18 protein-coding genes are annotated in these 19,267 nt (G+C 70.7%); 13 read left to right on the forward strand and 5 right to left on the reverse strand.

The window, feature by feature from the left end; translation table 11 throughout:
- Window positions 1–36: 36 nt before the first annotated feature.
- From ACFVT5_RS28655 to ACFVT5_RS28670, 4 genes are read left to right on the forward strand one after another with little or no spacing between them, the layout of a single operon-like run.
- Window positions 37–951 (forward strand): ATP-binding cassette domain-containing protein, encoded by a 915-nt coding sequence (locus tag ACFVT5_RS28655; protein ID WP_389893953.1) that lies wholly within the window; start codon window positions 37–39, stop codon window positions 949–951.
- The gene (locus ACFVT5_RS28660; RefSeq protein WP_389893955.1) at window positions 948–1,766 is read left to right on the forward strand and encodes an ABC transporter permease; all 819 of its coding nucleotides are present in this window, start codon (window positions 948–950) and stop codon (window positions 1,764–1,766) included. The genes ACFVT5_RS28655 and ACFVT5_RS28660 overlap by 4 nt, the downstream gene beginning before the upstream one ends.
- Before the next feature lie 49 nt (window positions 1,767–1,815).
- Window positions 1,816–3,114: a sensor histidine kinase gene (locus tag ACFVT5_RS28665; protein ID WP_389893957.1), complete on the forward strand. Its 1,299-nt coding sequence runs from the start codon at window positions 1,816–1,818 to the stop codon at window positions 3,112–3,114.
- On the forward strand, window positions 3,104–3,748 hold the full coding sequence (locus tag ACFVT5_RS28670; protein WP_389893958.1) for a response regulator: 645 nt from the start codon (window positions 3,104–3,106) through the stop codon (window positions 3,746–3,748). Before ACFVT5_RS28665 ends, ACFVT5_RS28670 begins: the two co-directional genes overlap by 11 nt.
- A 43-nt stretch (window positions 3,749–3,791) precedes the next feature.
- Here ACFVT5_RS28670 and glgX read toward each other — a convergent pair whose 3' ends face one another.
- On the reverse strand, window positions 3,792–6,086 hold the full coding sequence (gene glgX, locus ACFVT5_RS28675; RefSeq protein WP_389893960.1) for a glycogen debranching protein GlgX: 2,295 nt from the start codon (window positions 6,084–6,086) through the stop codon (window positions 3,792–3,794).
- 154 nt (window positions 6,087–6,240) lie between these two features.
- Between glgX and ACFVT5_RS28680 the strand changes: the two genes are divergently transcribed.
- From ACFVT5_RS28680 to ACFVT5_RS28705, 6 genes are all read left to right on the forward strand, one after another.
- Window positions 6,241–7,464, forward strand: a complete 1,224-nt coding sequence (locus ACFVT5_RS28680; RefSeq protein ID WP_389893962.1) for an Ig-like domain-containing protein — start codon at window positions 6,241–6,243, stop codon at window positions 7,462–7,464.
- Window positions 7,465–7,666: 202 nt separating this feature from the next.
- Window positions 7,667–8,950 (forward strand): Ig-like domain-containing protein, encoded by a 1,284-nt coding sequence (locus ACFVT5_RS28685; RefSeq protein WP_389893963.1) that lies wholly within the window; start codon window positions 7,667–7,669, stop codon window positions 8,948–8,950.
- A 169-nt stretch (window positions 8,951–9,119) separates the two neighbouring features.
- Window positions 9,120–9,887: an enoyl-CoA hydratase/isomerase family protein gene (locus ACFVT5_RS28690; protein WP_389893965.1), complete on the forward strand. Its 768-nt coding sequence runs from the start codon at window positions 9,120–9,122 to the stop codon at window positions 9,885–9,887.
- Between the two features lie 285 nt (window positions 9,888–10,172).
- The gene (locus ACFVT5_RS28695) at window positions 10,173–10,676 is read left to right on the forward strand and encodes an ATP-binding protein (RefSeq protein ID WP_389893967.1); all 504 of its coding nucleotides are present in this window, start codon (window positions 10,173–10,175) and stop codon (window positions 10,674–10,676) included.
- Window positions 10,677–11,051: 375 nt separating this feature from the next.
- Window positions 11,052–11,855, forward strand: coding sequence for a polysaccharide deacetylase family protein (locus tag ACFVT5_RS28700; RefSeq protein WP_389893969.1), 804 nt, complete (start codon window positions 11,052–11,054; stop codon window positions 11,853–11,855).
- Window positions 11,855–13,045 (forward strand): YncE family protein, encoded by a 1,191-nt coding sequence (locus ACFVT5_RS28705; protein ID WP_389893971.1) that lies wholly within the window; start codon window positions 11,855–11,857, stop codon window positions 13,043–13,045. The genes ACFVT5_RS28700 and ACFVT5_RS28705 overlap by 1 nt, the downstream gene beginning before the upstream one ends.
- Here the strand turns inward: ACFVT5_RS28705 and ACFVT5_RS28710 are convergent.
- Window positions 13,016–13,717 carry a GNAT family N-acetyltransferase gene (locus ACFVT5_RS28710; protein ID WP_389893973.1) on the reverse strand — a complete coding sequence of 234 codons (702 nt, stop codon included), beginning with the start codon at window positions 13,715–13,717 and terminating at the stop codon, window positions 13,016–13,018. The genes ACFVT5_RS28705 and ACFVT5_RS28710 overlap by 30 nt on opposite strands.
- Before the next feature lie 15 nt (window positions 13,718–13,732).
- A complete protein-coding gene (locus ACFVT5_RS28715) occupies window positions 13,733–14,644 on the reverse strand; it encodes an ABC transporter ATP-binding protein (protein WP_389893975.1) in 912 nt (303 codons plus the stop codon).
- A 119-nt stretch (window positions 14,645–14,763) separates the two neighbouring features.
- Between ACFVT5_RS28715 and ACFVT5_RS28720 the strand changes: the two genes are divergently transcribed.
- The gene (locus tag ACFVT5_RS28720) at window positions 14,764–15,510 is read left to right on the forward strand and encodes a FadR/GntR family transcriptional regulator (protein ID WP_389893977.1); all 747 of its coding nucleotides are present in this window, start codon (window positions 14,764–14,766) and stop codon (window positions 15,508–15,510) included.
- A 21-nt stretch (window positions 15,511–15,531) separates the two neighbouring features.
- Window positions 15,532–16,227: an NADPH-dependent F420 reductase gene (locus ACFVT5_RS28725; RefSeq protein ID WP_389894440.1), complete on the forward strand. Its 696-nt coding sequence runs from the start codon at window positions 15,532–15,534 to the stop codon at window positions 16,225–16,227.
- A 93-nt stretch (window positions 16,228–16,320) separates the two neighbouring features.
- Here the strand turns inward: ACFVT5_RS28725 and ACFVT5_RS28730 are convergent, their stop codons facing one another.
- Window positions 16,321–16,875 carry a GH25 family lysozyme gene (locus tag ACFVT5_RS28730; protein ID WP_389893979.1) on the reverse strand — a complete coding sequence of 185 codons (555 nt, stop codon included), beginning with the start codon at window positions 16,873–16,875 and terminating at the stop codon, window positions 16,321–16,323.
- A 262-nt stretch (window positions 16,876–17,137) separates the two neighbouring features.
- On the opposite strand from ACFVT5_RS28730, the gene ACFVT5_RS28735 reads away from it, so the two are divergent.
- Window positions 17,138–18,463 carry a serine hydrolase domain-containing protein gene (locus ACFVT5_RS28735; protein ID WP_389893981.1) on the forward strand — a complete coding sequence of 442 codons (1,326 nt, stop codon included), beginning with the start codon at window positions 17,138–17,140 and terminating at the stop codon, window positions 18,461–18,463.
- A 24-nt stretch (window positions 18,464–18,487) separates the two neighbouring features.
- Here the strand turns inward: ACFVT5_RS28735 and ACFVT5_RS28740 are convergent, their stop codons facing one another.
- A complete protein-coding gene (locus ACFVT5_RS28740; protein WP_389893983.1) occupies window positions 18,488–19,258 on the reverse strand; it encodes an NAD(P)H-dependent oxidoreductase in 771 nt (256 codons plus the stop codon).
- Between the last annotated feature and the right edge of the window lie 9 nt (window positions 19,259–19,267).

The following is a 19,267-nucleotide window of genomic DNA, read 5'->3' on the forward strand; positions in this document are numbered from 1 at the left end:
ATGCGGCGCGGGGTCCCGGGACGGGATTCTCGGTGCATGCCCACCACTCAGCCCGTCATCGAAGTGCACGGACTCACCAAGGCGTACGGCGGCCGTACCGTCGTGGACGGCGTCTCCTTCACCGTGGAGGAGGGCGAGATCTTCGGGGTGCTCGGACCGAACGGCGCCGGCAAGACCACCACCGTCGAATGCGTCGAGGGCCTGCGGGTGCCGGACGCCGGACGGGTCCGGGTCGCCGGGCTCGACCCCGTCGCCGACCACGACGAGGTCGTCCAGGTCCTCGGCGCCCAACTCCAGGAGACCGAACTCCAGGCGAAGCTCACGGTCCGCGAGGCCCTGGAGCTGCACGCCGGGTTCTATCCGTCGCCCGCCGACTGGCGTCCGCTCGCCGAACGCCTCGGGCTGACCGACAAGCTCGGCACCCGGTTCGCGAAGCTCAGCGGCGGCCAGAAACAGCGGCTGTTCATCGCCCTCGCCCTGATCGGCAACCCACGGGTCGTCGTCCTGGACGAGCTGACCACCGGCCTCGACCCGAGGGCGCGGCGCGACACCTGGCAGCTCATCGAGGACGTCCGGGCGGGCGGCGTGACCGTGCTGCTCGTCACCCACTTCATGGAGGAGGCCCAGCGGCTCTGCGACCGGATCGCCGTGATCGACGGGGGCCGGGTCGCCGCCCTCGACACCCCGGCCGGGCTGATCCGCAGGGCCGCCGGTTCCACCGTCATCTCCTTCACGCCGTCCGCGCCCCTCGACGACGCGGCGCTCAGCGCGCTGCCCGCCGTCACGTCCATCGAGCACAAGGACGGCCGGCTGACCATCAGCGGCACCGACGAGACCGTCAACGCCGTCATCACGCTGCTCGCCCGGCACCACATCACCGCCCACCAACTGCGCGTCTCCGACGCCACGCTGGACGACGCGTTCCTCGATCTGACGGGAGCCACGGCATGACCGCCCCCACCACGAAGGCCGCCCCGGCGAGCCCCGGCCCGGCCGCCCCCGGCGCGAGCGGTGTCCGCGCCGTGCCGCGCCCCACCCTCGCCGTCCTGAAGGCGGAGACCCGACTGTTCCGCCGGGAACCCGGCGCACTGTTCTGGATCCTGGCCTTCCCGACACTGCTCCTGGTGATCCTCGGCTCCATCCCGTCCTTCCGGGACCCCGAGGAGTCCCTCGGTGGCATCCGGACCATCGACGTGTACGTCCCCGTCACCGTGCTGCTCGCCATGATCATGGCCGGGTTGCAGGCCATGCCGCCGGTCGTCACGGGCTACCGGGAACGGGGCATCCTGCGCCGGATGTCCACCACACCGGTACGGCCATCCGCCCTGCTCGGCGCCCAGATGGGCCTGCACGGCGTGGCCGCGCTGGCCTCGGCGCTCCTCTCGCTGACCGTCGGCAGGCTCGTCTTCGACGTCGTGCTGCCCCGCCAACTCGCGGGCTACGTACTCGCGTTGGTCCTGGCGGTGCTTGCCGCCCTAGCGCTGGGCGCCCTGGTGTCCGCGCTGTCCCGTACCTCGAAGATCGCCAATGCGATCGGCTCGGCGGTGTTCTTCCCGATGATGTTCAGCGCGGGCGTGTGGCTGCCCGTACAGGCCATGCCGGACGCCCTCGCGAACGTGGTCGAGCTGACGCCGTTCGGCGCCGCCGCGCAGGCACTCGGTGAGGCCGCCGCGGGGGACTGGCCGGGCTGGGCCCACCTCGGGATCCTTGCCGTGTGGACGGTGGTGCTGTCCGCCGCCGCCAACCGCTGGTTCCGCTGGGAGTGACGGAACCTTGATGGAGGGGACGGACACCGCCGTGCGCGAGACTGGGCGGATGACGACGCCCGTACCGACGCCTGTACTGGAGCCCGTACCGAAGCCCATGGCGGCGGTCGACCTGGTCGAGCAGCGTCAGCGGACCTTCGAGCGCTGGGGGCCGTTCGGTCTGCTCGGTATCGGTCTCGTCATCTCGCTGGCCACCGCCGACCTGCTGATGAGCCCCGTTGCCCGCACGGTGGCGTGGGCGCTGGTCGTCGTAGCCTTCCTGCTCCAGGTGGCGTGGACCGTGACCGGCGCCCGGCACGAGGGCCCGTCCCTTCCCGGGACGCTGTTCTACGCCGTGCGCTGGGGCATCGCCTTCGCGCTGACCTGGCTCAACCCCTTCTTCGCGTTCTACGCGGCCACTGGCTACTTCGGCGTGGAACGGCTGCTGCCGCGCAAACTGCCGCGGTTCGGCCTGTTCGCGACCGCCGTCACCATGGCGGGCTCGCAGTCCGGGGGACTGCCTCCGCAGGGCGGCCTCCAGTGGGTGCTGTTCGGCGCCGTACTCGGAGCGAACGTCGCGCTCGTCACCGTCTTCGGGCACTTCGCCGAGCAGGAGCGAGACCGCAGCCGCCTCCAGAAGGAGACCATCGCCGAACTGGAACGCACCAACGCCCGGCTGCAACTCGCCCTCGACGAGAACGCCGCGCTGCACAGCCAGCTCCTCGTCCAGGCCCGGGAGGCGGGCGTCGCCGACGAACGGCGGCGGCTCGCCGCCGAGATCCACGACACCATCGCGCAGGGCCTGACAGGGATCATCGCCCAGCTCCAGGTCGTCACGGGCACGAGCGACCCCGCCGCCGCCCGGGTCCATCTGGACCGCGCCGCCGATCTCGCCCGGCACAGCCTCGGCGAGGCCCGGCGCTCCGTACAGAATCTGGCCCCGGTCGCCCTGGAGCACGACGGACTGCCGCAGGCCCTGGAGAAGACGGTCGCCACCTGGGCCGAACGGACCGGGACCCGCGCCGAGTTCACCGTCACCGGCACCGCCGAACCCCTGCACGACGAACTGGACGCGACCCTCCTGCGGATCGCCCAGGAAGCCCTGTCCAACACCGCGCGCCACGCGTCGGCGACCCGCGTCGGCGTCACCCTGTCGTACATGGCGGGCGAGGTCACCCTCGACGTACGCGACGACGGCCGCGGCTTCGACCCGGGCGCCCTGCCCCCGCGCTCGGGCCACGGCGGCTTCGGACTCGACGGTATGCGGGCCCGCGCGCGGCGGCTCGCCGGCTCCCTGACCGTCGAGGCGGAACCGGGCCAGGGCACCGCGGTGTCCGCTCGCGTACCGTTGGTGCGCCATGACGCCTGACACCCTTATCACCGTGCTGATCGTCGACGACCACCCCGTCGTACGCGACGGGTTGCGCGGCATGTTCGAGTCCGCGCCCGGCTTCACCGTCCTCGGCGAGGCGGCGAACGGCGTCGACGCGGTGACGCGCGTCGCCGAACTCGACCCGGACGTCGTCCTGATGGACCTGCGCATGCCGGGCGGCGGCGGGGTCGACGCCATCGCGGCACTGACCCGGGCCGGCGCCCGCGCCAAGGTCCTCGTCCTGACCACCTACGACACGGACTCCGACACGATCCCCGCCATCGAGGCGGGCGCCACCGGCTACCTCCTCAAGGACGCCCCGCGCGACGAACTCTTCACGGCGGTACGGGCCGCTGCCGCGGGGCGCACGGTGCTTTCTCCTGCCGTCGCGTCCCGGCTGATGTCGGCGGTCCGTACGCCGGTGACCCCTGCGGGTGCCCCTTTGTCGGCGCGTGAGCGGGAGGTCCTTGCCCTGGTCGCCAAGGGGACCTCCAACCGGGAGATCGCCCGGGTGCTGTTCGTCAGCGAGGCGACCGTGAAGACCCATCTGACGCATGTGTACGCCAAGTTGGGAGTCAGCGACCGCGCCGCCGCGGTGGCCGTTGGCTATGACCGGGGGATATTGGGCTGACGCGGTTGGCTCTGACCGGGGATGTCGGCCTTCGGCCTTGTCCTCAATCGCCGGACGGGCTCAAAATGCGGAGTAGCTGGACGGATCTTGGTGCGACCCGCAAAGGTGTGCCCGCCCGATGCAGTCGTGCTGGTGAGTCCGTCTGTTCCTCATCTTCCGTGTCGATCACCACCTCGTACTCCTCCGCCCACCGTCCCCCCGGCAGCGTGAACTCCGTCGTGTCCGTGCCCGTGTGGAGGATGGTCAGGAAGCTGTCGTCCGTGATGGGGGCGCCGTGGGTGTCCCGGCCCGGGATGTCTCGGCCCGAGAGGTACATGCCGAGGGTGGCGGCGGGCGCGTACCAGTCGGATTCCGTCATCTCCGTGCCGTGCGGCGTGAACCACGCCACGTCGCGCAGTCCGTCCGCCGATTGGGGGCCGCCCGAGAAGAACGCGCGGCGGCGCAGCACCGGATGGCGGTGGCGCAGGGCGGTGAGACGGGCCGTGAGGTCGGTCAGGGACCGCCAGGCCGGGTCGTCGAGCAGGGTCCAGTCGAGCCAACTCGTCGCGTCGTCCTGGCAGTAGGCGTTGTTGTTGCCGCGTTGTGTGCGGCCCATCTCGTCGCCCGCGACCAGCATGGGAACGCCCGTCGAGAGCAGGAGCGTCGTCAGCAGATTGCGGAGCTGGCGGCGGCGCAGGGAGAGGATGTCCGGGTCGTCGGTTTCGCCCTCGGTGCCGCAGTTCCAGGACCGGTTGTCGTCGGTGCCGTCCCGGTTGGCCTCGCCGTTGGGCTCGTTGTGCTTGTGCTCGTACGAGACCAGGTCGCGCAGCGTGAAACCGTCGTGTGCGGTGACGAAGTTGACGGAGGCGTACGGACGTCGGCCGCCCCACGCGTACAGGTCGCTCGACCCCGAGAGCCGGTACCCGAGGTCACGGACATCCGGTAGCGCGCCCCGCCAGAAGTCCCGTACCGCGCCCCGGTAGCGGTCGTTCCACTCCGTCCACAGCGGAGGGAAGGCCCCCGCCTGGTAGCCGCCCCTGCCGACGTCCCACGGTTCGGCGATCAGCTTCACCCGGCGCAGTACCGGGTCCTGGGCGATGACGGCGAGGAAGGGCGACAGCATGTCCACGTCCTGTACGGAGCGCGCGAGGGCCGCCGCCAGATCGAAGCGGAAGCCGTCCACACCCATCTCGGTGACCCAGTACCGCAGCGAGTCCGTGATCATCCGCAGTACCTGCGGCTGGACGACGTGCAGCGTGTTGCCGCAGCCCGTGTAGTCGGCGTACCGGCGGGCGTCGGGCTGGAGGCGGTAGTAGCCGCGGTTGTCGATGCCCTTCAGGGACAGCGTCGGGCCGAGTTCGCCCGCCTCGGCGGTGTGGTTGTAGACGACGTCCAGTATCACCTCGATGCCCGCCGCGTGCAGCGCCCGCACCATCCGCCGGAACTCGCCGACCTGCTGCCCCCTCGTGCCGGACGCCGCGTAGGCCGCGTGCGGCGCGAAGTAGCCGATCGAGTTGTAGCCCCAGTAGTTGCGCAGTCCCCGGCGCAGCAGATGGTCCTCGTGCGCGAACTGATGCACCGGCAGCAGTTCGACGGCGGTCACCCCGAGCCGTACGAGATGGTCGATCGCCGCCGGATGCGCCAGGCCCGCGTACGTACCGCGCAGCTCCGGCGGGATGTCCGGGTGCAGCTTGGTGAAGCCGCGGACATGCAGCTCGTAGATGACCGAGTCCTCCCACGGCGTCTTCGGCCTGCGGTCGTCCTGCCACTCGTCGTCGGGCACGTCGTCGTGGACCACCACGCCCTTGGGCACGAACGGCGCCGAGTCCCGGTCGTCCCGCACGGTGTCCGCCACATACTGCTCCGGCCAGTCCCGCACATGCCCGTACACCTCGGCGGGCAGCCGCCGGAAGTCGCCGTCCACCGCCCGCGCGTACGGGTCGAGGAGCAGCTTCGCCGGGTTCCAGCGGGCGCCCGTCCACGGGTCCCAGTGGCCGTGCACCCGGAAGCCGTACCGCCGGCCCGGCAGCACGCCCGGTACGAAGCCGTGCCAGATCTCGTGCGTCAGCTCCGTCAGCCGGCCCCGGGTCTCCTTGCCGTGCTCGTCGAACAGGCACACCTCGACCGCCTCGGCGCCGCCCGCCCACAGCGCGAAGTTGGTGCCCGCCACACCGTCGGGTCCGATACGGAACCGGGCGCCGAGCGGGGTCGACGTGCCCGGCCACACCGACGTCACCGGGATCGACGGGCGCGCCCTGACGCGCACGCCGTCGAGTACGGCGGCGGGCCGCTCCGGGCCGCCGTCCGAAGCGTCCCGGTCCTCCTCCTGCACTGCCTCCTGCTCGGGTGCGCTGGACACCTGTCACCCTCCCGCGGCTCGGTGGGACCGGCGCGCCACCGAGAGCGCGCGGCGTCCCGGCCGCGGCTCTCCCCGCGTAGTCCTCACCAGTGTTCTGCCCACCGGCCGGGTCGCACTCACGTTTCCCTCGCCGTCGACGGTCGTTGGGTGAGACGTGATTCTTCAGGTACATGAGGTACAGAGGCGCGCACGGCGCGCGGGGGCGGTGCTGGCCGTCCTGCTGACCGGGGCCTGTCTGCTCGTCGGGGCGACGGGCTGCACCCCCGACACGCTGCCGCTCGGCAAACCCCGCTCGCCCCAGGACGCCATCCGGGTGGTTCCCGCCGACGGCTCCCGGGCCGTCCAGGCCGAGGACCGGCTGACGGTACGGGTGCCCAGCGGGCGCCTGGAGTCGGTCAAGGTCGTCAAGGCGCAGGACGCGCAGGAGTCCCCGGTGCCGGGCCGGATCTCCGCCGACGGACTGAGCTGGCTGCCGGACGACGCCCGGCTCGCGCTGGCCGCCAAGTACACCGTGGACGCCGTCGCCCTCGACGGCCACGGGCGCCGCTCGGCCCGGCACACGACGTTCACGACCTACGTGCCCGATGAACGGTTCATCGCCTACCTCGCCCCCGAGAACCGCTCCACGGTCGGCACCGGGATGATCGTGTCCCTGGAGTTCAACCGCGAGATCGAGAACCGGGTCGCCGTCCAGCGGGCGATCCGGGTCACCACGCGCCCCGCCGTCGAGGTCGTCGGCCACTGGTTCGGCAAGACCCGGCTCGATCTGCGCCCCCAGAACTACTGGAAGCCCGGCACCGAGGTCGCCGTCGACCTCGCCCTGCGCGATGTGGAGGCGGCACCTGGTGCGTACGGGCTCCAGCACAAGACGATCCGCTTCACCGTGGGCCGCAGTCAGGTCAGCCTGGTCGACGCGGCCAAGCACACCATGGAGGTGCGCCGCGACGGCGAGCTGGTGACCACACTGCCGATCACGGCGGGCGCCCCGCGCCGCACCACGTACAACGGGAAAATGGTGGTGGCCGAGATGTTCGAGATGACCCGGATGAACAGCCGCACGGTCGGCTTCGGCGGCGAGTACGACATCCCCGACGTGCCGCACGCGATGCGCCTCACCAACACCGGCACCTATCTGCACGGCAACTACTGGGCGCCCGACTCCTTCGGCCATCAGAACGTCAGCCACGGGTGTATCGGGCTGCGGGATGTGAAGGGCGGCAGCCCGAAGACCCCGGCGGGCTGGTTCTTCGACCGCAGCCTCATCGGCGACATCATCGAGGTGGTCAACAGTGAGGACAGGACGGTCGCCCCGGACAACGGGCTCAGCGGCTGGAACATGAAGTGGCAGGAGTGGAAGGCCGGTTCCGCACTGCGCTGACGGGTGCCCCCGACCCCCGCGCGACCCCGTGACCAGCGTGACCCCCCGTCAAGCTGGTACGGAACAGTGACAATCACGGGGGAGTCAGCTCCTCGGACCGTGTGATTAATTGGCCGAGATGCGCGGGACGCGCAATGGGTGGTGCGCGCGGGGCGCGCAGGGGTGCGGGCCTGACCGGGCCGTGCGAGGGGAGAAGAACAAGGTGAACGGGCGACCGATATCGGGGGCGTCGGTTGGCGGCGGGGCGGAGCGGCCCGCGGCACGTCGGACACGGCACGGGCGCCGGCACGCGCTGCCGGCCCTGCTGCTCGGGGCACTGCTCGTCGTGCTGACGGCGTGCGGCTCGGGCGGCGGGGGAGCGGACTCCGACAAGGGCTCCGGCGGGGACAAGAACGGCAAGGGCTCCGACAAGGCCGACACCGCGCCCTCGCAGGCCGTCGTGTCGATCCTGCCCAAGGACGGCGCGGACTCCGTCGCCACCAGCGGCGCCCTCAAGGTCACCGCGGCCAAGGGCAAGCTGACCGAGGTACGGGTCGAGGACTCCAAGGGCAACCCGGTCGACGGCAAGCTGGCGGGCGGCGGCGGCAGTTGGGCCCCCTCGCAGCATCTGTCGTCCGGCACCAAGTACAAGGTGCACGCCGTCGCCAAGGACACGAAGGGCCGCGAGTCGGCCAAGGACACGACGTTCACGACGCTCGTCCCGAAGAACACCTTCGTCGGTATCTTCACGCCCGAGGACGGCTCCAAGGTCGGGGTCGGCATGCCGTTCTCGATCCGCTTCACGCGCGGGATCACGCACCCCGAGGACGTCGAGAAGGCCATAAAGATCACCACCGAGCCCGCCGTGGACGTCCAGGGTCACTGGTTCGGCAACGACCGGCTCGACTTCCGTCCCGAGAAGTACTGGAAGGCCGGTACCAAGGTCAGCGTGAAGCTCAACCTCGACGGGGTCGAGGGACGCCCCGGCGTCTACGGCAAGCAGCTCAAGACCGTGTCGTTCACGATCGGCCGCTCGCAGGTCTCCACCGTCGACGCCAAGAAGCACACGATGAAGGTCGTCCGGGACGGTAAGACCGTCAAGAACATACCGATCACGGCGGGCGCCCCCGCGACGACCACGTACAACGGTCAGATGGTCATCAGCGAGAAGCTGAAGGTGACCCGGATGAACGGTGACACGGTCGGCTTCGGCGGTGAGTACGACATCAAGGACGTACCGCACGCGATGCGGTTGTCGCAGTCGGGCACCTTCATCCACGGTAACTACTGGGCACCGGGGGCCCCTGGCAACCAGAACGTCAGCCACGGGTGTGTGGGTCTGCGCGATGTGCGTGGAGCTTGGGACAAGAAGCAGCCGGCGGCCTGGTTCTTCGACAACTCCCTCATCGGGGACGTGGTCATCGTCAAGAACTCCAACGACAAGCAGATCCAACCGGAAAACGGACTGAACGGGTGGAACATGTCTTGGGAGCAGTGGATCGCGTAGGGCCGGTACGAGAGCGCCCCGTCAGGGGCGCGGGGCTGTGACATGTGCGGCTCCGCCGCGTGGGCGCGACCAGCCACGCACGGCCCGCAGCCGAGATCGCACCGGACCTCCCCCACTGTGACCAATGGCACCGGGCCCGATTCCATTAACGCTCGCTAACCTGAGCGGCATGACTGTGCATCTAGAGGTCGCCGAGGGCATCGGTACCATCCGCCTGGACCGCCCCCCGATGAACGCGCTGGACATCGCCACGCAGGACCGTCTCAAGGAGTTGGCCGAGGAGGCCGGGCGCCGGGACGACGTGCGGGCCGTGGTGCTCTACGGCGGTGAGAAGGTGTTCGCGGCCGGTGCGGACATCAAGGAAATGCAGGACATGGACCACCCCGCGATGGTGGTCAGGTCGCGCGCGCTCCAGGAGTCCTTCACGGCCGTCGCGCGGATTCCCAAGCCGGTCGTCGCGGCCGTCACCGGCTATGCGCTGGGCGGCGGTTGCGAGTTGGCGCTGTGTGCCGACTTCCGGATCGCGGGGGACAACGCCAAGCTCGGCCAGCCCGAGATCCTGCTGGGTCTGATCCCGGGCGCGGGCGGCACCCAGCGCCTGGCCCGGCTGATCGGTCCGTCCAAGGCGAAGGACCTCATCTTCACGGGCCGTCAGGTGAAGGCCGAAGAGGCCCTGGCCCTGGGCCTGGTGGACCGGGTGGTACCGGCCGCCGAGGTGTACGAGCAGGCGCGGGCGTGGGCCGCGCGGCTCGCCCGGGGTCCGGCGCTCGCGCTGCGTGCCGCCAAGGAGTCGGTGGACACCGGTCTGGAAACGGACATCGACACGGGCCTCGCGGTGGAACGGAACTGGTTCGCGGGGCTGTTCGCGACGGAGGACCGTGAGCGCGGGATGCGGAGCTTCGTCGAAGAGGGTCCGGGCAAGGCGAAGTTCCTCTGACGGCTCCCGAATGGGCGGTCCTGAAGGGCGAGTTGACCACCGTCCACCGTCGTTGTCCCTCGAAGGAGCGGTTTAGCGCAGCCTTAAGAGAACCTTAAGCCTGCCTTGGCCAAAGCTCACGGTGATCACCCATAAGCGGGAGGTCATCGCAGGTCAGCGACGGTGTTCGAGGGTGATCACTGCCCCTGGCATATGTCAACCCGCATCCCCGGAAGAAAAGATTCCGCCTGGTCGATTCCGTCGGAACGGCCCCGGAAAACGCTCTGGGCGGCCATGATGGGGGGCATGGCGGGGCTGGAGGGTATCGAACAGCCGCGGCGGCACGGCGGTGCGACCGTGGCACGCTGGTCGCCCGCGGTCGCGGACGAACAGGCGCTCAAGGCACTGGAGTTGTTCGGTAATCCGACGGAGGGTGAGGTTCCGCTCCCTTCCCGTCCGGAGTCCGCGGCGACCGCCCGCCGGCTCGCCCAGGTGGTCGTCCTGGTGCACTGGGGTCTCTCGCCCAAGATGACCGAGGACGCGGTCCTGCTCGTCTCGGAACTCGTCGGCAACGCGGTGCGGCACACCGGCGCCCGTGTCTTCGGGTTACGGATGCTGCGGCGGCGGGGCTGGATCCGGGTGGAGGTGCGTGACCCCTCGCGCGGACTGCCCTGTCTGATGCCCGTCCATGAACTCGACATCTCCGGGCGGGGCCTGACCCTCGTGGACAAGCTCTCCGACCGCTGGGGCGTGGATCTGCTGCCGCGCGGCAAGACGACATGGTTCGAGATGCGGGTCAACGACCGCTGAGGAAGGTCGCGCGAGTACGTGCACAGAAGCCCCCGGCCGGCCGTTGTGCGGTGTCGCGGGGGCTTCTGTGGAGCGCCGCGGACGCTGGGGGGTGTGGTCCGCGGCAGCTTTCGACGACCTGGGCCCGGGTCAAGGGAGGCCGTGCCCCCGACTATGGCAGACGGCCGTCAGTGATCCAAAAGTATCCACTCGGGCAATTCGGTACGAGTCCTTACTTTTCCTGGGTGAATCCTTGGTGATATCGGACACTCGCCTGGTAAACAGTGACTGAACGGCCCATTGGGAGCCCCATCGTCAAGATCCCGATTTACGGGACCCTGGCACCGAACCGGGTCAATCAGGCTGTTTCGCCCGCACTCCCCCTTAAATGGTCGCGTGACCCTCGACCGCCGCTCAGCGCTGCGCACCGGCGCCGGGCTCGCCGCGGCGGGCGCCCTCACCGCCGGCTGTTCCTCCAGTGGCCCCGCGTCCGCCCGTCCCCCGGCTTCCGGCACGCCCCCCGCGTCCGGTCCCGCCGCCGCGTCCCCGTCGCCGTCCCGGTCCGGCGGCCCCGCACCCGGCCCCCGCCGCTTCCCCGGACTGCCCGTCCAGATCGAGCACGGCCCCGGCAGCCGCCCGCAGGTCGCCCTCACCTTCCACGGCCAGGGCGACCCGGCCATCGCCCGCACCCTGCTCACCCAGGCCGAACGGGCGGGCGCCCGTGTCACCGTGCTCGCCGTCGGCACCTGGCTCGACGAACACCCGGACATGGCACGGCGCGTCCTCGACGGCGGCCACGACCTCGGCAACCACACCCTCCACCACCAGGACATCAACGCCATGTCCGAGGCGGAGGCCCGCGCCGAGATCACCGGCTGCGCGGACCGGTTGCGCCGGCTCACCGGATCCATCGGCAGCTGGTTCAGGCCCTCGCGCGCCCAGAAGGCGTCGCCGCAGGTCGAACGGATCGCCCGCTCGGTGGGCTACCCGCACGTCCTCTCCTACGACGTCGACTCGCTCGACTTCACCTCGCCCGGCGCCGCGACCGTCGTCCGCAATGTGACGGGACCGGCCCGCGCCGGGTCGGTGGTGAGCCTCCACTTCGGGTACGCGGACACGGTTGCCGCGCTGCCCGGCGTCCTGGAAGAACTGCACCGCCGCGGCCTGCGCGCGGTGACGACCACGGAGCTGCTGACCTGATGTCCCTGCACCTGACCCTCACCAGACGGGCCGGCGCCCTGACCGCCGGCGCCGTCCTCCTGGCCCTCGCCGGCTGCGGCACGCACAGCGACAAGCGGGCCGACCAGGCCCTCGGCACCCAGGGCGCCGTCAAGCCGCCCGCGCGGCCCGCCGATGTCTCCGGGCTGCCCGGGATGCCGCCGGTGCTCGACCCCAAGGACGTGTACGCGGCCGACCGGCCGAACCAGCTGTCGCCGGTCGTCAAGGACTTCCCGTCCCGCGTGTACGTCCCCAACACCAGCTCCAACACCGTGTCGGTCATCGACCCGAAGACGTACAAGGTCATCGAGACCATCCCGGTCGGCGCCCAGCCGCAGCACGTCGTGCCGTCCTGGGACCTCAAGACGCTCTGGGTCAACAACGACAAGGGCAACACGCTCACGCCCATCGACCCGCGCACCGGCAAGGCGGGCAAGCCCGTCGATGTGCACGACCCCTACAACCTGTACTTCACGCCCGACGGCAAGTACGCGATCGTGATGGCCTCACTCGACCGTGAGCTGGTCTTCCGCGACCCGCACACCATGAAGCGTGTGAAGACCGAGCCGGTCACCTGTTACGGCGTCAACCACGCGGACTTCTCCATGGACGGCCGGTACTTCATCGTCTCCTGCGAGTTCTCCGGTGAACTCCTCAAGGTCGACACGGAGAAAATGGAGGTCGTCGGGCAGCAGAAACTCCCGTTCACCGGAGCCATGCCGCAGGACGTGAAGATCTCACCCGACGGCAAGACCTTCTACATCGCCGACATGATGGCCCACGGTGTGTGGGTGCTGGACGGCGAGAAGTTCACCAAGCCGACCCTGCTGCCCACCGGCAAGGGCTGCCACGGCCTGTATGTCAGCCGGGACTCCAAGGTGATGTATGTCTCCAACCGTGGCGAAGGCACCATCTCCGTCTTCGACTTCGCCCAGGGCAAGGTCGCCAAGAAGTGGAAGCTGCCCGGTGGCGGCAGCCCCGACATGGGCGGGGTCTCGGCGGACGGCAAGGTGCTGTGGCTGTCGGGCCGCTACAACTCCGAGGTGTATGCGATCGACACCTCGTCGGGGAAGCAACTGGCCCGTATCCCGGTCGGCAGCGGGCCGCACGGACTCGCTGTGTATCCGCAGCCAGGCCGGTACTCACTCGGCCACACGGGCGTCTTCCGCTGACGGCTTCGGGGTGCGGGGGAGTGACAGGGCCTCCGCGCCCACCGGACGGTACCCGGCCGCCTGGAACGCCCGTACGCTGCGGGCGTTCCCGGGGGCCTGTTGCGCCCAGATGACCGGGTCCGCCGCGTCCGCCGGGAGCAGATGGCGGGCCGCCGTCGCCAGCGCCCGGCCGAGTCCCCGGTGCCGTACCGCCTCGTCGACCTCGATCGCCGCCTCCAGACGGCCGGCGACCCCGCGCCCGATGACCAGGACGCCCCCGTCGGCGGCCCACACCCGAACGTCGTCGCGGTGCGCGCGGGCCCGTACCACCCGGGGATGGTCCGGGTCGTCCAGCGGGGTGAGCGGCAGCGGCGGCGGACCGGGCAGCCGGGAGGCGACCGTCAGCAGATCGATCGTGTCCATGGTGCGGTGCGTGCGGTCCAGGAAGGCGGCCAGGAAGCGCGGGTTCATCGCCGCCGCGAGGGCGTCGCAGTCCACCGCCTTCAGCGCGGCCCGTACCCACTGAGGGTCCTCGTCCGTGATGACCACCGCGTGCGCCGTGAACGCGATGACGCCCGCGTCCCGGTGACGCTCCTGCGGTACGACGGTCGTGCCGCCGTCCGCCGCCGGGAACCTCCCCCGCGCCGCCGCGTCCAGAATGCCCCGCAGCGAAGCCCCCGCACCCGTACCCATCCCGCCACCCCTTTGTCACTCGGCCTTGTGGGTCTCCATCCTCGGCGGTGGGGGTCCGAGGCTGTCCGCCAGGTGCGGGACGCGGCGGGCCCGTACGCTCCAGCGGCCGTCCGCGCTTTCCAGCGTGAGCGGCAGGTCGAAGCACTTGCTCAGCAGATTCCCCGTCAGCACCTCGCCGACCGTGCCCCGCGCCAGGGAGCGGCCGTCCCGCAGCAGCAGCGCGTGCGTCGTACCGGACGGCAGCTCCTCCAGATGGTGTGTCACCAGCACCGTGGCCAGGTGGGGGTGGTCCCGGCGGAGCCCGTCGAGGGAGTCGAGCAGCCGCTCACGGCCCGGCAGGTCCAGGCCGGTCGCCGGTTCGTCGAGCAGCAGCAGCCGGGGCTCCGGCATCAGCGCACGGGCGATCAGTGCCCGGCCCCGCTCGCCCTGCGACAGGGTCGGCCAGCGCGCCCCGCTCCGCTCGGCGAGACCGAGCGTGCCGATCAGCCGGTCCGCCCGCTCCTCCTGCGCGGCCGTCGGAACCCACCGGGGTGGCCGCTCCACGGAGTTCGTCAGCCCGGTCAGCACGACGTCCCGCACCCGCAGGGGTGAGCGCAGGGGATGTCGGGGGTTCACATGGCCGACGTACGACCGCAGTTCGCGCAGATCGACGCGGCCCAGACGGCGGCCCAGGACCTCGACCGTGCCACGGGTGGGGTGGACCAGGGCGCCGAAGAGGCTGAGCAGGGTGGTCTTGCCCGCGCCGTTCGCACCGAGCAGCGCCCAGTGCTCGCCAGGGCGGACCGTGAGGGACACCTCCTGGAGGATGGCGGCGCCGTCCCGGACGACGTGCACGTCATCGGCGTACAGGACCGGGTCGTCGGACCCGGGGGCGGCGGTCACCGGGTGGCCGACCGGTTCGCGGCCCGGGGGAGAGATGATGCTCATATCGGTGCGGGGCCCTCGGTTTCGTTCGGTCGGGAACCGGTGGCAGCCTAGCTACACCTCAGCTCCTCAGACAAGTAAGCTGTGGGGGCTTACCGCTCCCGAACGAGGTGGACCCTCCGATGCCGCTCGGTGCCCTGCGCCCCAGCCCCCTGGTCGAACAGGCCACGGAACGCCTGCGCGCGCACATCGCCGCCGGTCACTGGGAGGTCGGCGGCAGACTCCCGGGCGAGACGACCCTCGCCAAAGAACTCGGCGTGGGCCGCTCCACCGTCCGTGAGGCGCTGCGGGCACTCGCGGGCGCCGGACTGGTACGGGCGCGCCAGGGCGCCGGGGTCTTCGTCCTCGCGACCGAGCCCGTCGAGGACTGGCCGACCCGGCTGCGGCGGGCGGCGGTCACCGATGTGTACGAGGTGCGGATGCTGGTCGAGGTGCAGGCCGCGCGGCTCGCCGCCCGCCGCCGCACCGCCGAGGACGTGGTCGCCCTGCGTGGCGCGCTGGAGGCCCGGCGGGCCGCCGCCACCGGGGACGACGCGGCGTTCGTGGACGCCGACATCGCCCTGCACGCCGCCGTCGTCGCGGCGGCCCACAACCCCGTGCTCACCGACCTCTTCGCCGAGTTCGTACCGGCCCTGCGCGAGGGGCTGATCGACCTGCTCGCCCTGCTCGGCGTCCGCACCCGGGACCCGAATTACGGGGACGCCTCGCACGCGGCCCTGGTCGCAGCCGTCGAGGCGGGGGACCCGGTGGCCGGAGATCTCGCGGAGGCCGAACTCACGGACACCCTGAGGGAGCTGACCCGGGGCGCGGAGACGGCTCAGGTGTCCGACCAGGTGTCCACCCAGGTGTCCGCTCGGGTGTCGGAATAGCTCGATCTGTCCGAGAGTTGGATCACGACGTCAGCAGCCCTCACTCTCGGAAGGCACGACATGAAGATCGGCATCATCGGCGCGGGGAACATCGGCGGCAACCTCACCCGGCGGCTCACCGCCATCGGACACGACGTCTCCGTGGCCAACTCGCGTGGCCCCGAGACCCTGACCGACCTCGCCGAGGAGACCGGAGCGACGCCCCTCCCGGTCACCGAGGTGGCGCGCGGCGCCCAGGTCGTCGTGGTCGCGATCCCGCTGAAGGCCGTACCGAAGCTGCCCTCCGGAATCCTGGACGGGGCGGCCGACGGGTTCGCCGTCCTCGACACCGGCAACTACTACCCGGGGCGGGACGGCCGGATCGCCGAGATCGAGGACGGGGTCACGGAGAGCCGCTGGACCGAGCGGCAGCTCGGGCACCCCGTCATCAAGGCGTTCAACGGCACGTACGCCCACGACATCCTCGACAAGCCGAAGCCCAAGGGGACGCCCGGCCGGGTCGCCCTGCCGGTCGCCGGTGACGACGAGGCGGCCAAGCGGACCGTGCGGGAGCTGATCGACGCGATCGGCTTCGACACCGTGGACGCGGGCGGCCTGGACGAGTCCTGGCGCCAGCAGCCCGGCTCCCCGGTCTCCGGACTCGTCGGCGACACCGGCGCGATCACGAAGGCGCTGGGCGAGGCGTCGCCGGAGCGGCCGGCGGACTTCCGCGCCTGAACGCTCCGCTGGAAGGCCGGTGTGGAAATGCGGGTCGTGTGTGGCTGGTCGCGCGGTTCCCCGCGCCCCTGCGGGGCGCTGCGCGGCGCCGTTCTAGACGCCCTCGGCCCAGGCCCGTAGCGCCGCCTCGGTCTTGAAGTCGGCCACATCCTTGTCGAGTGGCTGATCGGTGTACTGGTGGATGGTCCAGTCCGCCTTGATACGTGGCTTGCCGGCCGTCGTGTAGTCCGCGATCCACAGGCCGTCGCCCGCGTACGACGTGGTGTCGACGTTCAGCCAGAAGTCCCGGTTGGTGTACAGCAGGACCCGGTGGTGCGGTCGCAGCCGCTTCACCTCGCGGATGAAACTGTCCTTCTCGGCGTTGCTCGCGCGGGTGTGCTCGCCCGTCCACTCCCAGTCGACGGCGAGCAGATCGTGTGCCTTGGACACGGCGTGCTCCACGAAGTACGCGGCCTGCGCCTTCAGATTCCCCGGCCACAGGAAGTGGTAGAAGCCGACCACGCACCCCGCGTCCCGCGCCTGCTTCGCCTGGGTGGTCTGACGTGGATTGAGGTACGACCTGCCCTCGGTGGCCTTGACGAACACGAAGGACAACCCGTCGGTGTCGAACGACGACTGATACGCACTCACATCGATACCGCGCAGCATGGGGGACCGCCTCCTGAGGGGACGTGGGGGGAATCTTCGGTTCCATCTCCGGTTCCACCAGGGTGCCCCCGTAAGGGCCGACGCATCCGCTGTTCCCCAATCCAGCACTCGATGGGGGGAGTTCAGCGCCGGGCGGCCCGTTCGTAGGTCGGGGCCCGGTCGCCCCATGACGGCACCGGTACGGCGGGCGGGCGATTCCTCGCCGTGCGGGGGTGCCCCGGCGGGCCTAGCCTGGTCCTGCCAGGGCAGGAGGAGGCCGGTCATGAAGTGCTCGGCAGCGCGGTGGCGCAGGGCGTGCGTGGGGGTGGCGGCGGCCGGAATGCTGGTGGCACCGGTGTCGGCGGGGGTGGCGTACGGCGCGCCGAGCCCGGACCCGTCTTCCTCCTCCTCACCCTCGTCACCTTCCTCGACCTCCTCACTTTCGAGTCCGTCGACCACGTCCCCCAGCCCCTCGACCACACCTCCCAGCCCGTCGACCACGCCCCCGAGCCCGTCGACCACGCCCCCCACGGCGAATGCCTTCCCGCAGCTCACCGCGGATGTGTCCGCCCGGCTCGACGCGGCGATCCAGCGGGTCATGCGCGAGGCCGATGTGCCCGGCGTGACCGTCGGACTCTGGGCCCCCGGCAAGGGCAGTTACGTACGGTCCTTCGGAGTCGCCGACAAGGCCACCGGTGCGCCGATGGAGCCGAACCTGAACATGCGGATAGGTAGCGAGACGAAGACGTTCACCGTCACCGCGCTGCTGCGTCTGGTCGACGAGGGCAAGGTCGGTCTGGACGATCCGATCGGGAAGTACGTCAGCGGGGTGCCGGGCGGCGACAGGATCACCCTGCGCGAACTGGCGGGCATGCGCAGCGGGTTGTTCAACTACTCCGAGGACCCGGACTTCGACAAGGCACTGACGTCCGACCCGCAACGGCCCTTCACACCCCAGGAGTTGCTGGACTACTCCTTCAAGCACCCGGTGGGGTTCCAGCCCGGTGAGAAGTTCGAGTACTCCAACACCAATCTGATCCTGGTGGGGCTCGTGGTCGAGAAGGTCAGCGGGGTGCCGCTGAACCAGTACATCGACCAGAACGTCGTACGGCCCGCCGGGCTGACCCACACCCTCTTCCCGACCGGCGCCGAGTTCCCCACCCCGCACGCACGGGGCTACACGAACCAGAGCGCGAGCGGGCAGGTCGTGGACGCGACGGACTGGAACCCGTCCTGGGGCTGGGCCGCCGGGGCGATGATCTCCGACCTCCAGGACCTGCGCTCCTGGGCCCGTACCCTCGCCACCGGCACCCTGCTGACGCCCGAGACCCAGGCCCAGCGGCTCGCGACCGCCCCGACGGGTGTTCCGGGCGCCGGGTACGGCCTGGGCATCTTCAATGTCCAGGGCTGGATCGGCCACAACGGCTCGCTGCCCGGCTACGAGTCCCTGACCCTCTATCTCCCCGAGTCGGGGGCCACCCTCGTCGTGCTCCTCAACACGGACATCCTGTACAACGGGCAGGAGCCCGGCACCCTCTTCGGGCAGGCCATCACCGAGGTCGTGACCCCCGACCATGTGTTCAACCTGCCGGTCGGCGCGGGCCAGTGACCTCGCGGTGACCTCACAGCCACCTCACGTGGTGCGGTGTACTTCCAGTCCGCGCAGACTCGGGGCCAGTTCGGGGCGCAGCACCAGGGCTTCGTCGTAACTCCCGCCGCTCTCGGGGCGATACGGCACGGGAGCGGTGGCCGGCAGGGTGCGCAGCCGCTCCCTCAGGTCCGACGCGGTGCGCGTGTACTCCGGCTCCGTGCAGCGGTCAGCCCCGTACACGACGAAGGGCGGCAGCGGCGCCATGCCCGTGTACCAGAACGTGCCGTGCAGCAGGGGGAACAGCACCTCCTCCACCGGTCCGTGGATACCGCGCGGGCCGAAGCCGGACTCGCGTGCGCCGACCGAGGTGATGATCAGGGCCCGCTTCCCGGCCAACCCGCCGTCGCCGTACCGCCGGGTGCGGCCGTCCGGCCCCTTGATGCCGAAGCCGTAGCCCTGGACGAGTACGCGGTCGAACCAGCCCTTGAGGATCGCGGGGGGCCCGAACCACCAGAGCGGGAACTGGAAGACCAGTACGTCGGCCCACTCGATCTTCCGGTGCTCCTCCCTGATGTCGTCGCTCAACACGCCCTGCTGGAAGGCGCGTTCCTGCTCGGCGCCCAGGAACAGGCGGCGCTCAAGGCCCGCGGTGGCGAAGTCGTCGGCGTCCGCGACGGCCTTCCAGCCCATGGCGTACAGATCGGAGACGCGGTACTCGTCCCCCTGCTCCCGCAGGGCGTTCAGCCCCTCGGTCAGCAAGGAGCCGTTGAGCGACTGCCGCTCGGGGTGCGCGAAGATCCAGAGAAACCTCATGGAACCGAT

Source organism: Streptomyces sp. NPDC058001 (genome assembly GCF_042886315.1).
Taxonomy (GTDB): Bacteria; Actinomycetota; Actinomycetes; order Streptomycetales; family Streptomycetaceae; genus Streptomyces.